This window comes from Microcystis sp. LE19-41.2A (assembly GCF_027530405.1).
Lineage (GTDB): Bacteria > Cyanobacteriota > Cyanobacteriia > Cyanobacteriales > Microcystaceae > Microcystis > Microcystis aeruginosa.
Map to the genome: position 1 here is coordinate 1 of NZ_JAPZQJ010000197.1, position 16,881 is coordinate 16,881.

Sequence of the window (16,881 nt, forward strand, 5' to 3'; positions counted from 1 at the left end):
ATCTCGATGGGAAGAAGCATATCCTTAGTTAAAGCAGATTTTCTTCCTCAGTGCAACCTAAGTCGATGCTTTCTCACGAGTGCGGGTTCATTTTCTAGGTTGACTTCGGCTTCCTTACCAGCATTTATTGAGATGTTGCAAATAATTAAGGTACAACCTCAAAAGGTTGATTTCCATACCGTCGGTAAATATAGAAATCGCTATCGAGAGTGAATATTTGTTTTTGATTAAGAACTTCAGCCATGGCTACTAAAGAAGCATCTGCTAAATCCATAGGAACATCTTGATATTGTATCATTAAGGTTTCCATTCTTGTTAGTTCATCTGAATTATGATGGTGTATTACCAGTATTTCATCTACCACATAACCCCATAATTCTTGTTGTGCGAACCAACCACCATATCGACGCAATAAATACATTGCTTCGGTAAAACAAGCGCAAGTCGTGACAAGGGGGGCCGATAGCGAAGATAAAATGTCAACACAACGCTGATGATTTTTATCAGCTTCATTAATTAAGGCAATAAGTGGAGAAGCGTCGCAAAGAGTCATTGATGTAATGCTGATTAGTCTTTATCATCTAAAATATTTGTAAAAACTTCTTCTACTCGCTCAGATAAATCTGATGGCTGAAAATAAACTCGTCCAACTCTTCCTTTTAATTTTTGGTCTAGGGTTTCTGGAGTGGAAGAATTGGAAGATTGATTAGGTAGAATGGTCAATCTCACTCGCTGACCTGCTAATTTAGCACTATGCTGTAAAATTTCTTCCCAAGTCCCCTCTAAAGTGTTTTGTTCCATAGATATTGATTTGAATTTCGTTCTTTCCTCAGTGTAACAAGCAAAAGATAAAAAAACAAATTTCTAGAATTTTTTTGTCTTATTGTTTTCTACCGGGGGGAATAAAACGGATTTCAATTCTGCGTCTGCTTGCATCTGCGTCACGATTAACCGCGGCTAATTTACCCGATGGGAGGTATAACTGTCCTGCGGAAAAAGCTCGAAATTTGACGTTTTTGAGTTTACCTGTGCTTTCGATTTCTTGCACTACTGCTAAAGCGCGCATTAATCCTAAATCAGTGTTAGAACCGGGTACTAGCATTTTAACAGATTGTTTTCTGCTGGCAACCGATTCGATATTTTTATCGAGATTACTTGTCTTTTGTATTCCCTGTCCATCGGTGTGTCCAATTACTTGAATAAAGTCGATTTCTCTGTCTTTGGTAATGGTTTCGATAGCGGGAATAATGCGCTGACGAATATAGGTTTTTAAAGCGGGGTTTAATTCAGCACTTCCCGACTGAAATTTGAATTTTCCTGATTTTTCATCGATAACTATCGGGGTTGCTGTTTGCAGTTTTCGGTTAGCTTCCTCCAGTTTGCTGATGAGATTATAAGACTGAAAAAGTGCCAAGAGGAGAAATAAACTCAGAATCATGAAAGCATTGGACATTAAATCGGTAAATGCGGGATAAACATCCACCGATTTATCTTCATCCCGGTAGTAGGTACGTCTAGACATAGTTACTTATATGTTGGTGAAGTTATTCAAATAGGGTGTTAATGTCATCCTGAACATCTTTTTGAGGAGGATTAGGGATTGTCTCAAAAAGTTCTTTCATCTCATCCTTTAAGTTAGAAAATTCAGACTGAACATTTTTTTGAGTAAGATTAGGGATTGTCTCAAAAAATTTTTTAAGTTCTTCCAACTTCTTATTTAACTTATCAATGTCATCCTGAACATCTTTTTGAGGAGGATTAGGGATTGTCTCAAAAAGTTCTTTAAGTTCTTTCATCTTATCCTTTAAGTTAGAAAATTCAGAACTCATTTCGCCAATTTTCTCCAGTTCTGCTAAACATTTGTGAATTTCTCCATAGATGTGTTCAATCATTTTTTGATTCGATTTATTTTCCTTAGCGATAACTTTCTCTAACTTATCTCGCAAAGATTCTAAGTTAGCAGTTAATTGACTGGTGTTGGTGTTCACTGCGTTAATTACTTGAGAAAAATCTGATTTAAGGCTGCCAAATTGATTGGCTGTTTTCTCAATAGATTGGGAAACTGCTTTTAATTGTTCTGAGTTCTTAGTTAATTTATCATCAACTACCATCCCTAAGTTATTGCTTAAAAGGTTTAAATCAGACTGTAAGCTTTCCTTGACTTGAGTAAGTTGCTCTGTCACTGTACCAATTAACTGAGACAAGTTAGCATTAGTCACCTCTGGATTATTACTAGAGCGCTCAATGCCATGGGAAGCAGTGAGGATTTTATCGGAGGTTTGGGATAGTCTTTGCTCAAGACGATTGATAAGTTGATTGCCTAATTGTTTCGACTCGGAGTTAAAACTGTCTTGATAGGTTTTCACGGTTTCGATTAATTTTACTAATTCTCCTTGAATGTTGGATAACTTTTCTTGTTCGGTGACTGAGCGTTGCTGATTTTGTTCTAGGATTTTCTCAGAGACTTGAGTAACTTGCTCTGTCACTGTATCAATTAACCGAGACAAGTTAGCATTAGTCACATCGAGATTATTACTAGAGCGCTCAATCCCATGGGAAGCAGTGAGAATTTTATCGGAGGTTTGGGAGAGTCTTTCATCGAGACGATTGATAAATTGGTTTCCTAATTGTTTCGACTCGGAGTTAAAACTGTCTTGATAGGTTTTCACAGTTTCGATTAATTTTACTAATTCTCCCTGGATGTTAGATAACTTTTCTTGTTCGGTGACTGAGCGTTGCTGATTTTGTTCTAGGATTGTCTCAGATTTTTGATTCAAGTCAGTAATTTTTATTCCTAACTCAACCATAGTTGTCATGGAAAGCTGGAAGTCTTGAGTTAAAGAAGCTAGAGATTGTGTTGATTGGTTTAAATCTGTAGTAGAATTAGCAAACTGTTGATGAGCAGTCATTAAATCTGCGGTTGCTTGCACTAACTTATCAGCAAATTGACTACTTTCGATTTTTTCGGAAGCTTCCAGAAAACCTAGCGCACTATTTTGTAATTTTTGAGAAGATTCTTGGATATTTAAATACACTTGTTCTGCTAAATCGTTAGCTCTTTTATTACTGCTGATAATCTCCCCGATATTCTGCTCTAGTATTGCAGTGGATTGAGAAAATCTCCCTTGGGTTTCTGCTAAACTAGCGGTAAACCTTTCGATATTACCAGAGAAGTTACTTTTTTCAATTAACTCTGACGCTTGTTTAAAAAGCAGTACACTATTTTTTAGTTCCTGAGAGGATTTTGTAAACTCTCGGTTTGCTTGCGTGATAATTGGTACTTGCTCGTTAAGTTCAAAAGCTGAACGCTGAAAAGTCGTCGCACCAGTAGATAAAGTTCCCGCAGTTTCAGTTAATCTTTCACAAACCTGGGTGACTAACTTAGCTGTTTCCTGATTACCATCAGCAATTTCTTTAGCAACTTTTCCTAAAGAAGATTCTAATACTCTCGTCACCTCAGTATGAAAGTTAGTCAGAAATGCTTGCTGTTTATCCACCATGCGATTAACCGCTTTATCCAAGCGACTATTCCCTTCTACAGTCGGCTGCAAGATGTTATCTAAATAGTCTTCTAGGGAACTAATTAGATTTACTTTAGCAAGGTTGGTATTAAAGATTAAGTTAATCACAGTCAGTAAAGAACTACAAGCTAAACCAATTAAGCTAGTGATAAAAGCAATCCCCATACTTTCTAGGGGAGTTTTGAGCTTTTCTCCTAAACTTTGCACATCGACATTATTGATATCGATAAGTGTGCTGATTCCCGTCAGATTGAGAGTAATTCCGAGGAAAGTTCCCAACAAACCAAAAGCGAGGAGGAGATTGGGTAACACTCTTACAAAATAATCCCATTTCTCGCAACTGAGAGATTTAGACATGAAAGTAAATTTTTCTTCATGGTATAAACCATCTACCAAAGCTGCGGTATTAACATCATCTAGTTGACTACTGGCTATCTTAAATCTATTCTCTAGATTAGAGATAATTTTAGGTTGAACCCCGCGACTTTCTCCCCGAATTAAGCGCTTGACTTTTACAGTTGACTCTTGGAGATGTTTATAGAGAGCAATCCGGATTCCCACAGCTAAGACGGTGGGAAAAATAACCAAGACTAGAGTTAAAACAATCAGATAGGGAGGAAAAAGGTTAAGTAATGCCATGATAGTTATTGGATACCTCGAATTGTGATTGATAGAGAGAGTTGGGGGTGAATGTTTCCTCAGATAGCTGGGGAAACATCATTAAGATTGATTAATTTTATCATTCATCATCAGTGCTAACCTCTGCGGGTAAACTGGGTTGACTACTGTTATTATTTGTTCCCAGTAAAGTTTGTTGCTTTTGCTGTTGTTTGTCGAGTTTTTTCTGTTCAGCAGCACGTTTTTCTAGTTCCATTTTTAGTTGATTAACAAAACGGGTGATAATTCCTTCTTTTGCCTCCTGTCGAGTATTTCCATCTTGTCCAGCTACCTTATTTTTGTAGCGATAATTGGGGTGATGGTCGGGTAAATTTTTGACATTGTTGACAAAATAGCTGACATTCTGGAAATAATCACCCTCGTTAGTAAATAATAGGGGAGGATTAGCCAAAATCTCATTTTTTGCCTGATTAAGCAGTACCTGCAAAGCATTAATCATGTCATTACGAGAGGCAAATTGTTCTAAGGCAAGTCGCCAATTACCGCTAATGTCAATAATAGACTTATTGTTAAATAAATCTCCTTCGATGACTAATTGATAAGTATCATCCTCCTCATCGTATTCCAGTAAACCGAGAGCAATTGCGGGATAGAAAATAAACTCTAATTCCTCAATTAATTTTGCAGGTGGTGGGATAATATCAGCAAAATCTATCCTGTAATCATTGTGTAAAATGCTGATTCTCTTTTGGTCTTGATAGATTTTTTGTAACCCAGATAAATCAGTAATGATTCTTAGGGGAAACCCACCAAACTCGTAGGTAATTAGGATTTCTTCGTCGGTTTGAATTGATTCAAAAGAAGTCCCCCGATTAATATTTAAATCAGATTCAAGAGTCTTCATAAATCTTTGCATGGTGGGTGAATTATCATCCTTAGTCCCAATTAGTAATTTTTTATCTGGTTCCAAGCGATAGTAAGCATCATTAACATTTATGGGTAACATTAAATCAGCTTCTCGCAGAATTTGCGCCAAGCGTTCAGGAAAATCATGGGGTTTATATTGACCCATAAATCGCTTAATTACTGCATCAATTTTATTAGTGCTTACCGATTGAAACTGTTTCTCTATTGTTGCTGTTAGAGTCTCTTTGAGAGTTTCATTGTCAATAACAAAAGATTGGCTAAATAAACTGAATAGTGAAGCATTATAGCCTAAATTATTGGTGACTTTTTGGCTAACGGAAATGTATTGAGTTCGGGAGTTACTGTCAGGGATACAGTTATCAATATTCTCCTCTGGGAAAATACCTTCCCCAGTCATCTCGTCGAGATTTAACTGCATTAACTCCTGTTCGTATTTATCGTATTCTGTGATTAGCTGATATAGGGTTTCTTTCAGTTGTTGTATCTGCAGCATTCGACTGGAAATATGCTTGAGAATCGCTTCAACAATCTTTCTGGATTCCCCATTGATGCTGAAATTAAAGTTATGCTGAATTAATTTTTGTCCGCTTTGAACGTAGTCTCTTAACTCGGCCTTGATTCTCTCACTATTGGCATTTTTATTGAACATCTTGAAGACAGACTTTTTCCCGTTTATATCTTCGAGAGTTTGTTTGAGATTTCGCCAAATGTTATCAATTTTTTCCGAGGAATGAAACCCTTTATTATCCTGAGATAATTCCTCTAGATTCCCCTTGTAGGTATTAATCTGTACTTGTAAAGCAACCAAAAAAGATAGGCTATTTTCCAAAGAAAATTCTAAGCTATCAGGATTAAGAAGAATCTCCAAAAATTGGTCAATATCTGACTTAAATTTTTCGATTAATTTAGGTTGAGTTTGTTGGGTCAGAGTTAACCAGATTCCGCGACTGCTATCTGTTTCTCCCCCTTGTACTTTGCGAAACTCTTTTTCTAGGGATTGCTTGACGGTTTGGGGTAAATTCTCCAAATCTTGACTATTGGATATTTCTTCCTCTAGGGAATTTTTCCAAGAGGTTAAAGTCTTAGAAAAAGTTTTATTATTCTCTAGGGTTGCTTCTTCCAATCTGGCAGTAAAATAATCCTTATTACTTTGGGTACTCCAATTAGCTAGGAACTTACTTAATAACTCTTGTCCACTGGGACTTTGACCGTATCCCTCTAACCAAAATTTAATTAATTTGAGACTAAAACGATTAAGACCAATCTGCACAATTCGGTCGCGAGTAAAATAAATCCTCGCTAGTCCAAAGGACATATAACCTTGACACATCTGAAAAGGATGATTATCTTTACGAATCATCGGGTCTTTATGGTTATCCCGATTTCTTTTAATGGGGAGAGATAACTCATCGGCAAAATCCAAGAAAATCTTGTAAGCAATGACATTACATAATTTAGCTTTGTTATTAATCTGGTAATCTCCCGAAGTGCGATTAGAAACTAAGTAGGCAAAATCAAAAGGAGAACGTTTTTCATCAATGTTGACGAAATTTTGTTTATCATAACAGGCTTGAAAGGAATTACTTTCATTGGTATAATGGTCTAACTCTTTCAAAGCTGCATAGGTATTAGCTCTCATAATTGCCCCATCACCATAAAGTTTAGGACTAATTACCAAATAACCAAAGGATGTATATTCGGTGGTTTGTTGTAAAATATGACGCAAAGTGTAGGCCACATCGAGGAAAATACCGCTACCAGTTCCCCCACACAAAGAACCGACAACAAAGACATTTAAACCCTCTTGGACATTAAAACTTTGACCGTTAACTTTACCGCTAAACATAAAGGATTCATGACCAGAAGTTCGTCTTTCCGCTGCTTCAATTGCCTCTTGAATTTTTTGATAGTTATGGAAGAAAGCTAAACGACCGACGGGACGAATACCTCCCGCACCATTTTCAATGGCAGTTATTTGTTTTTTTAGTCTTGGGTCTAACCAGCTTGCAATATGGGAAAAGGGACTTTCAAAAAGGGTTTTGTGTTCAAGTTCATAGGTGAGATTGTTAACATCCTGAGCATTCATATTAATGAATACTCTTTCAGCAGCTGATAAAAGAATTTCTTCTCCGTGATAGCTATTTCCTGTGGGTAAACCCGAACCATTGAAAGCGTTTTTGTCTGTGTCAATATGAACAAAACTGACAACGGGTAGGTTAGATAACTTCCCATACTTATCAATAATAAAGCGACGAATTCTCATTAACACATCTCGACCAGTACCACCTAATCCGATGATAATTGTCCGTTTGATAGCGCGGGTTTGACTGGTGTTAGCCATGGTTTAAATCTCCTGAGTTATTTTTTGCTAATCTGAATTTGTAGGTCGAAATCTTGATGGTTATGGTGATAGGTTAAAGTCAGGTAATTTTTATCTATCTTCACCTCCTGAGTTAGTTGATTACCTCGATAAAAAATCTCTGCTTGTTTAGTGGGTTTTAGATATAACTGATTGCCGCGTCTTTCTAAATAGCAGCGAATTTCTTCCCCATGACAAGGAATGGTATTCTTATGATATTCATCACCACCGATGTTAATTCTTTCGGATGTTTTTAAAATATATTTTTGGGTTTCATTGTCATCATCATTAGATGAGACTTTAATAGTCCAAGCAGTATTTAACCGCAACCAGTGACGAATTCCCAAAATACTCGCTACTATTCCCCCAATTCCCATTAATGTAATTACCAATGCTGGCAACCATAACTGACTCAAGAGATAAGGATTAATCAAACAGGTTTCTTGTCCTCCCGGTGCGGGAGTGCAAAACTCTTGTGCTGTGGGAGCAATATCGACAACTGATAGTTTATATTTATTGCCGTTAGTGGCAGTAATTTCTTGGGTTCTTAGATTAATTGGTAGGGAATTAAGCCAGTTTTGTCTCTCCAAACTTTCGGGAGAATTAGCAAGACGAAAAGGGCTATTTTTTGGGGTTTCTATCCACTGTTGTGAAGTAATCCCCGCGGCAGTAGAAAGGGGTGCATCGGTAATCCAAACTACCGACTGGGGTTTGATAGCTTGATTGGCAGTTAAACGACACTGATTTAAGCGTGCCAGTCGGGGATAAACGTGCCATTCTGCGCGCTGAATATCGGTATTTTTAGCACTTTGGCTAGATTGCCAAGGAATTGACTTTAAAACCGCGTCTATATCTTCCCTTCCGCGAATTAAAATCGGTTCTGTAATCGGTTGAACATTATCAGCAAAGGGGACTAAATAAACGGAATCGTTATTTTTTAAACTATCGCGAATAATTTGACCGAGGCGCGTGCGTCCTTCATCATTAAAGTTAACACTGCCGGTAAGATCGATCGCTAGGATAACATCTCGTCCCTGCCAACGAGCCACCAAATCTAATCCGAGTTTTTGCCAATCGGTAAGCGGTTCCCCGGGGGATACCGTTAAACAGTCAGCACTTTTCATTTAGCCTCGTTCGAGAGTGAAAAATTGAGCTTATCCCTATTCTTCCGCCATTGTACTAAAAAAGTTAATACTTCTTAAAAGTTTTTTTCGCTTTTATTCTCGATTTGCTCTAAGTTATTGTCAATAGTAACCATAGATTAAACTAAATTTTAAAGTTCAGCTGCCCGCGCATTTAAGTGGGTGAGTGGAATTAAATATAAGATGAACGTAGGTTGGGTTGAAGCATGAAACCCAACGCCAGCATGGGTTACGCTACCGCTAACCCATCCTACAAATAATTGTGCCTCCCTACTTAAATTGCTTGTTGAGATAAGGCAAGAGGTAACAGTAAAGGGATTGGGAGAGATTCAGAGGTTAAAATGTGTCTTTTATCCTCTAACCACCTAATCCTAATTCTCGTCTGAGCAATTGAATTGATTTATCCCCAATATAATTATCACTACAGATAATTTCTGGCAGACGAATTAAATCCGATCGCACTTCATTAATCAGATTTTTAATTAAAGTATAACTCGCTTGATCACTGATAATTGTCTGGGAAGTTCGAGCTAAAACTTTTAACTTATCCGTTTCATGAATTTGGGCAGACATAACTAATAAATCATCGCCCCGTAAACTATGAATTAAAATTTCGGCCACCTTAATAATACCGGTGCTAATACTGACAATCCCCAAGCGGCTATCCGTGGGTAATTTTTTGATTAATGCCAATTCCTTGCTGTAATCGTAGATATCGATGGGAATGACTCGTAATTGAAAAGGAGCGGCAATTTCCTCCGCCACACTGATAAAATAGCGACTGGTGACAACAGTGGCAGATTTAGTATTGGCTAAAACTTGGGCTAAATCCTCCATTGCCACTAATTGGACGGGAATTTTGAGGGATTGCTCTAATTCTCTCAACATTAGTTTTCCTGCACCCAAATCGTGACGGGGAATGGTGACAAGAACTTGAGAACGACACTGCGATCGCCAATCGATTTCCGCCAGTAATAACTCGCGAATTTGCTCTAAAGTTAAACCTTGAGCGAGAAAACCAGCCAAACTCTGGCGAATTAGTCGGCCTATTTCTGGATTTTGTTCCAATAGGGGCGAACCCAATAAATTATCGTTTTCATGCCCGCGAGCCTTGACATAAATCCCCGAACCTGCTATGGATTCCACTAACCCATCGTCTTCCAGTTGTTGATAAATTTTACTTATCGTATTACGGTGTAATCCCGTGATCATAGCTAGTTGACGGGTACTAGGTAAACGATGTCCCGGTGGATACTGACGAGAGGCGATAGCGAAGCGAATTTGGTCAAATAATTGCTTAGAGGCGGGTATTTCACTGTCTGGCTGGATTTGGAACTGCATCGGATCACTTCGCTCACAAACTACTTTCGCTGATGCCCATTCTATCATTAGACCTCCGGCAACAATCGGATATCTTCCCCGATCTGAGGGGTCTTCGAGGCAGTATTCAGGAGCCAGAAGCAGCAAACACCAAGATATTATTTATTTAAACTAGAAAAGCCACTTTTTTGTTTAAAAATAGTTAAAACAATCATTTTAATCCGTCCCCGAAATCCCACTCATGGGGTAGATAGTCAATAGCTGATTAAGGGGATTGATCCTCGTGGAGAAGTTTTAAGCGATCGCTCAAGGTTTTGGTTAAGCGGACAGTTTCCCGTTTTAGCGAATTTTGTTGATAATCAAGCACATTAATCCCTTGACCGATGTTTACTGTCGCTTCGCTTCCCCATCCGGGGTAAGGCTGATTATAACTAATGCTTACCGGCAAAATCTTGATATCTGCATCGGGTTTCATGGTCTTAACTTCCAACGCGATCCGCGCTACCCCCGGTTTAAGAGGATGAACCACTCGATCGCGACAGATACCCCCTTCCGGAAAAATCGCCACCATTTCCCCCGCGGCCAAAAGTTCGACGCTATGAACCAGACTACCCATACCGGGGTGATCGGTGTTGACGGGAAAACCCCCCAAACGTCGGATAAACCAACCTTGCACCCCTTTCATCTCGTTAGCGGAAACCATAAAGCGCAAATCGCGTCTACTAACTAAGCGTCCCACCGCGTAGGGTAAAATCAGCGCATCCCAACGGGACCGATGGGTAGGTGCAAGGATGACCCCCCCCGTTAGGGGAATATTTTCCTGGCCCGTAACCGTTATTTTGCCGAAAAAAGCCGGTAAAACCAGATAATTTCCCAGAAAATAACAAAAGCGAATTAAACAGGGATTAATTCGGGAATTGACAGCAGGACTTTTTCTAATGGTGAGGGACTCGTCAACGATAGTGCTTTGAGACATCCGATTGTTAGGAAAGATCGAGACTTTCTGACCACTTCTACTTTAGTCTAGTTGTCTGGGGGGTCGCCATCTTGTCCTGACCAGTTCGGCAATTGTCTTGTGAGATTAATAGACCTCTTGCATAATTAGGGTTTGCGGCAAAAAGTTCTTCCTGGTGGCAGGGTGTGGGGTGTGGGGTGTAGGGTGTAGGGAAGGAAACCTCTTTCATCTGTGGGGGTGAAAATTGTTTCATCGGGACTGACTACTGGCTACTGACTCCTAACCCTAACAACAATTTTTGATTTTTACAAGAGGTCTAAGGGTTAGGATTGGGGTTGTACTCCCGATCCTACTGGTGCGATCGAGTTTAATTGCAAAGAGGGATGATCTTCTTTGACTTGCTGTAAATTCCACTCATTTTTGAATAATAAGACGGGACGGCCCCAGTAATCTTTGACAGTTAAAGTATTAAAGAGTTTACCTGCTTTTTCTAAAGCGGCCCAACCCCCGGCTACCCAACGGGCTAAACTATAGGCTAGGGGTTCGAGGGTAGTTTCGACTCCGTACTCGCTTAAAAGACGGAATTGCACCACTTCAAACTGTAATTGACCGACAGCGGCTAAAATCGGGTCGCGTTTAAATTCATCGATCGAGGATAATATCTGTACGGCCCCTTCTTCCTGTAATTCCGAGACTCCTTTTTGAAACTGTTTGAACTTGGAAGGGTTAGGATTTCTGAGATAGGCGAATAATTCTGGAGAAAAACAGGGAATACCTTCGTATTCGAGCTTTTTACCCATATAAATTGTATCACCGATCGCAAAGACCCCGGGGTTATTCAATCCGATCACATCTCCGGGATAAGCTTCTTCAATAACTGCGCGATCTTGAGCAAAAAGTTTCTGAGGACGGGATAAACGGATAGTTTTACCAGTTCTAGCGTGGTTTACTACCATATCCTTCTCGAATTTCCCCGTACATACCCGCACAAAGGCTACCCGGTCCCGATGTTTGGGATCCATGTTTGCTTGCAGTTTGAAGACAAAACCGGTGAAATCGGGATAGGTGGGATCAAGGACTCCTAGGGAGGAATTGCGTCCTCTGGGTGGCAATCCATAGTCGAGGAAGGATTCTAGGAATAATTTCACCCCAAAATTGGTCATGGCGCTACCAAAAAAGATCGGGGTCATTTCTCCTGCGTGGACTGCTGGCAAATCCAATTCTGCACCCAATTCCGAGAGTAGTTCTATATCCTCTTTTAACTGGTAATACAGGTCTTTTTCGAGATGATCCTCAATTTTGGGGTCGCCAAGCTCGATCACGGTTTCCTGCGCCTCCTGAGAGCCGTGGGAGCGACGTTCAAACAGGTGTATGGTTCGGGTGGCCCGATCAAAAACTCCCCGAAAGCGATCGCCAATTCCGATCGGCCAATTGACGGGATAGGTCTGTAATCCTAATTCTCGCTCGATTTCGTCCAATAAATCCAGAGGTTCGCGGCCGGGCCGATCCATTTTGTTAACAAAGGTAAAGATGGGTAACTGCCGCAGTTTGCACACTTCAAAGAGTTTTCTCGTTTGGGGTTCCAAACCTTTGGCCGCGTCGATTAACATCACCGCATTATCGGCAGCGGCTAGGGTACGATAGGTATCTTCGCTAAAATCTTGGTGGCCGGGAGTATCGAGGAGATTAATCTGAAAATCACGATAATCGAACTGTAAAACCGTGGAAGTAATCGAAATTCCCCGTTGTTTTTCCATTTCCATCCAGTCGGAGGTGGCCTTGCGTTGGTCGCGTCTTGCTTTGACTGCACCCGCTTGATGGATTGCACCCCCGTATAGTAACAGTTTTTCGGTCAGGGTGGTCTTTCCCGCGTCAGGGTGGGAGATAATGGCAAAATTTCGCCGTTTTTCCAAGACAGCTTCGCCGGTTTCTAGTTCTTTTTCAATTTCGGTCGTCATTCTAATTTTGATCGCTTTCCTATCTTTCTATTCTAGTTTAGCTGGGGAGTTAGATATCTTTATGGCTCTGATTCTAGGTTAAACTCAATCCGGCTCTGTAAAACCATTTCTGCAATTACCGCTCCTCCTTTACCTTGAGCTAAAACCCGCTCAAAACGGTTGATTAATTCGGGAATATTGATCACTTCCTCTACCGATTCTAGATATCTTTCGACAATTGCCCTGATCTTGTATCTTATCTTAGCTTGCTCCGCAACTTTTTCTAAAATTTCCTCGCAAGTCTGCTCGGTTTTAACCACAAAAGTAATGGGATATTTTTGCACTTTATCAATATCTAAAAAATATTTATCAGCAGCTATCGTTTCCGTAACTTGAAAAAATCGACCTAGGGGTTTCATGACAAAATCTATCCCCCCGTCATTGGCATTTGTTCGACCAGTTTTATATAAAAGTAAGTATTCAGAGTTTAAGCGTTCAGGCGACCATCCCCAATATATTTTCTGTTCCCCATAATACTCTTTAAGAATTGCATAACTGACAATCTCAAAAACTCTAGCATCAATGTTTGGTCTGAGTAAACTCCGAATAAATTCAATGGCTTTCTGGGGATCTTGCTGTTGAATATCAATCATCTGTTGACAATAGCTGATAAATTGATTAAATGCTTTTTGTCTTGTTTGCACATAGGCATCAATTATATCTATAATCACTGGCGCAATATTAACTTGATTACCCTCTAGATAAAACTTAATTAGATTCTCATTAATCCAGTATCTATTGGTTTTAACATCTCTAATTATCGGCAGATAAGATAAGGTGGGAAAATATTTGTTAAATTCCTGATTTAATCGATGATTGAGAGCATGATTTTGTAATTTATCGCCAAAAGGAAGCTCCCTTTGCCTGCGAAAAAGTGTCATATACTGAGCGCCTTGATACTCGTCGTATCCATACTTAAGATGAAACTCATTATTAATATAGTCTTCCACTAAAACATAAATGGCATAATGGTTAGCCAATCCTGCTCGGGATTTAGAACCTCGATTAGCGGCTCTAGTTTTAATGTTCAAATATTGCAATAACTCACTAGCATTTAAAATACTATTTCCCTGATTGGGAAAGTAATTATCGATAATTTTAATAATTATCTTGGTGAATTCATGCTTTACTATCGACATCGAAAAGACTCTCCTGTACAAAGTTAGATTCTTGTTTATTTTCGCTTTTTCTACTATAGCTTTTTTGAGGTGGTAGTAACTTTTCTTCCTTGTATTCTTGCCATCCGAGAATCCGTCGAAGACCAATTTTTAAATACTCCTCTTGTAATTCTATACTAATAGAAATTCTTCCCAAACGTTTAGCTACAGCTGCAGCTGTAAAAGTTCCTGCAAAGGGATCAAGCACAATTCCACTCTTGTCAGTGCTGGCCAAAATAATTCTTTCTAGCAATGATTCAGGTTTTTGTGAGGGATGATTTTCGTATTCATCCATGCGATATCTTACCCTAGGGAAATACCAGACATTGCCCGGTACTTTCTCTGTATTGTATTGACTGGGAATCGCTTTTCTATAATCAATTAGTTTTCGTTTTGCTCCGGTTTTTGCTTCTATCTTAATATCCTTTGAATTAAAAGTGTAATTATTTTTATCTTTCACACAGTGAAGTATTGGTTCATACATCGAACCAAAGTATTTTGTTGCTTGTACTCCTGAACTATCATAATGCCAGATAATGCGACTAAGAATCGTCATTTTTTGTCTTAAGTAAAGATCAAAGTAAGGCATTGCTTGAGTGCTGGCCATAACATATAATGTTCCCTGGGGTTTCAAGATACGAAGACACTGATCAAGAATTTGATTTGCCCAATTTATATAATCATTTTCCGATTCCCATTTGTCGTAAAAATCGGCAAAATGCTTACCTATATTATAGGGAGGATCGAGAAAAATTAGATCTACAGAATTAGAGGCAATCTCACTGGATAAAATCGGCAAAGAATCACCATGAAATATAACTTGTTCATCAGCTTCGTATCGTTTAAACATGATCATTTTTTCAATTTAAAGTAGTTAGATTTTTACTAGGAAATGTGTCAATTTTTAACCTCCTTAGCAATTAGTATAGTTTACAGACTTTCTCATAAAAATGAAGTATAACCTAATTTGGTATTGATGACCGACTTCTGACGACCGACTCCCCACAACAAAAACTTGGATTTTTAAGCCTTTAAATATTTTAAGATGAGTCAGTATCCCGCAGTCTAATAATCGGGACGAATTATTTCTAGTAAATTTCTAGCCACTGCTTCCACTACAGTTATAGGAACAGCGTTTCCGAATTGTTTTTTAGCGATAGCTGACTGTGGATGATAGATAAAATTATCGGGGAATCCTTGTAATTTACGCGCATCTTGGGGAGTAATTTCTCGAAACTTTTTGGGTTTATAGATTTTCTTTAAAAACAATTGTTTGTATTCTTGGGGATGAGTAGCGGTAATTGAAATAGTAGCAATATAATCTTTAGCACCCGTAGCGGTTAGGGTAGAAATAATATCGGCCGTCGGTAAAATAATCCGATAAATGCCGTTAATTCCTGTCATATTTTTCGAGTTAATAAATTCATACTTACCCTCCTGCGTTTGCCAACAAATACCGAGAGAAACTAACTGATTTAGTTCCTCGATTTTTAGGTCGTGTATAATTTCCAAAAAAGCAGAAAAAGCCACGGGATGACCATCTTTTTCGCCATACTTTTTACTGCGTCTTAATTTCAGCAAAGCTAAACAGATACTTTTTTGTCGTTCCGTAGTTTTGATAATATCCCAAGAATGAATAGTTGTGTGGCCATTTCTTAAATCAGAAAAAATAAAGAAGTCATTTAATTCATCTTCTTTTTGAAAACGAGTTCTCGATGGAGGAACAAAACCATTAAATAAAGTATCTGCTGATAACTTAACTTTCTCGACGGGTTGAATATTTTTGATGTCTTCTAAAATATCTAAAACCTTGGGATGGATACCCAAAGGTAAAGGAAATTTAAACCGCTCATAGTTATCTATATTTTTTCTAATTCCTACGATAAAAACTCTCTCGCGATTCTGGGGTAAACCAAAATCGTAGGCATTTAATAACTGCCAGTAAACTTGATAACCACAGCTGGTTAATTCATCGATAATTAATTGTAAATTCTCCCGATTGCGAGGACTAGCCAACCCACTGACATTCTCGAAAATAAAGCTTTTGGGTTGACTTTTCTGGACTAATTTAATCACATCAAACCAGAGTTTTCCCCGGGGATCCTCAAATCCCCGTAAACATCCCGCCACCGACCAAGGTTGACAGGGAACGCCGCCGACAATAAGATCCAGATTATCGGGTAAATTGCTAATTTTACTCACATCTCCGAAAGCAATTTCATCGCTGTTGAGATAGCTAATAAAATTTTGTTGATAAACTTGGATGGCCTGTTGATCAATTTCTGAATAGCCTAAACAACGTCCCCCCAATTTCTCCAAAGCGATTCTAAAACCACCGATTCCCGCGAATAAATCGATAAAACGATACTGGGGATGGGTGATAACTAGATGTAGGGGTAATTGGGTTTGTGTGCTGACTTTAACTGTGGTTTTCAAGGGTAAATAATTCCTTTTCACCATCTGGGAAGATGTGTGTCTGTATTAATTATTTTAGTATAACTTAAGAGTTTTTTCTAGGTATTTTCAGCCGATCGAGGCACGACAATAATAGACCTCTGACCCACATTCCGCACTTCCAATTGTAGTAAGCTGTACTGAATTTAAACTGCGTATTCAAAATTTTAGTACAAATGCTCAAACTTCCTCTCCCTGCTCCTTCTCCCTTGCAGTCTTAACGAGCAATTTAGATAGGGCTTGCTGAATAAATCTAAAAACCTTGTTGGATAAGGCTTTTAGACTTTTTTTCCCTGAAAAAGTGCCTACCATTGGAGTGATTGGGGGGAAAATTTAGGGATTTTTTCCCTGAAAATTAGGTAATTGACCACCTGAAAATGGGTAAAACCCCACACCCCACACCCCACACCCCACACCCTGCCCCCACGAAA

General features: G+C 38.9%; 13 protein-coding genes. All 13 read right to left on the reverse strand.

Annotated elements, in window-relative coordinates; all coding sequences use genetic code 11:
* Positions 1-145: 145 nt before the first annotated feature.
* Entirely contained in the window at positions 146-553 is a 408-nt protein-coding gene (locus O9290_RS08755) for a type II toxin-antitoxin system VapC family toxin (RefSeq protein WP_002756606.1), read from the reverse strand.
* A 14-nt stretch (positions 554-567) separates the two neighbouring features.
* Positions 568-801 carry a hypothetical protein gene (locus O9290_RS08760; RefSeq protein ID WP_012268074.1) on the reverse strand — a complete coding sequence of 78 codons (234 nt, stop codon included), beginning with the start codon at positions 799-801 and terminating at the stop codon, positions 568-570.
* 79 nt (positions 802-880) lie between these two features.
* A complete protein-coding gene (locus O9290_RS08765) occupies positions 881-1,522 on the reverse strand; it encodes an OmpA family protein (RefSeq protein ID WP_002733090.1) in 642 nt (213 codons plus the stop codon).
* 22 nt (positions 1,523-1,544) lie between these two features.
* Positions 1,545-4,160 carry a methyl-accepting chemotaxis protein gene (locus O9290_RS08770; RefSeq protein ID WP_288057889.1) on the reverse strand — a complete coding sequence of 872 codons (2,616 nt, stop codon included), beginning with the start codon at positions 4,158-4,160 and terminating at the stop codon, positions 1,545-1,547.
* A gap of 100 nt (positions 4,161-4,260) precedes the next feature.
* Complete coding sequence (locus tag O9290_RS08775; RefSeq protein ID WP_288086907.1) at positions 4,261-7,407, reverse strand: tubulin-like doman-containing protein; 3,147 nt, start codon at positions 7,405-7,407, stop codon at positions 4,261-4,263.
* A 17-nt stretch (positions 7,408-7,424) separates the two neighbouring features.
* Positions 7,425-8,549 (reverse strand): vWA domain-containing protein, encoded by a 1,125-nt coding sequence (locus O9290_RS08780; RefSeq protein ID WP_002756598.1) that lies wholly within the window; start codon positions 8,547-8,549, stop codon positions 7,425-7,427.
* Between the two features lie 375 nt (positions 8,550-8,924).
* Entirely contained in the window at positions 8,925-9,956 is a 1,032-nt protein-coding gene (locus O9290_RS08785; RefSeq protein ID WP_288059433.1) for a GntR family transcriptional regulator, read from the reverse strand.
* Between the two features lie 196 nt (positions 9,957-10,152).
* Positions 10,153-10,863: a lysophospholipid acyltransferase family protein gene (locus O9290_RS08790; RefSeq protein WP_012268067.1), complete on the reverse strand. Its 711-nt coding sequence runs from the start codon at positions 10,861-10,863 to the stop codon at positions 10,153-10,155.
* A 37-nt stretch (positions 10,864-10,900) separates the two neighbouring features.
* A complete protein-coding gene (locus O9290_RS08795; protein ID WP_196219773.1) occupies positions 10,901-11,095 on the reverse strand; it encodes a hypothetical protein in 195 nt (64 codons plus the stop codon).
* 70 nt (positions 11,096-11,165) lie between these two features.
* Positions 11,166-12,800, reverse strand: coding sequence for a peptide chain release factor 3 (gene prfC, locus O9290_RS08800; RefSeq protein ID WP_002756594.1), 1,635 nt, complete (start codon positions 12,798-12,800; stop codon positions 11,166-11,168).
* Positions 12,801-12,859: 59 nt separating this feature from the next.
* On the reverse strand, positions 12,860-13,978 hold the full coding sequence (locus tag O9290_RS08805) for a restriction endonuclease (protein WP_288059432.1): 1,119 nt from the start codon (positions 13,976-13,978) through the stop codon (positions 12,860-12,862).
* Positions 13,959-14,846 (reverse strand): adenine-specific DNA-methyltransferase, encoded by an 888-nt coding sequence (gene yhdJ / locus O9290_RS08810; RefSeq protein ID WP_288059430.1) that lies wholly within the window; start codon positions 14,844-14,846, stop codon positions 13,959-13,961. Before yhdJ ends, O9290_RS08805 begins: the two co-directional genes overlap by 20 nt.
* A 215-nt stretch (positions 14,847-15,061) precedes the next feature.
* Entirely contained in the window at positions 15,062-16,456 is a 1,395-nt protein-coding gene (locus tag O9290_RS08815; protein ID WP_288059428.1) for a DNA cytosine methyltransferase, read from the reverse strand.
* Positions 16,457-16,881 lie beyond the last annotated feature (425 nt).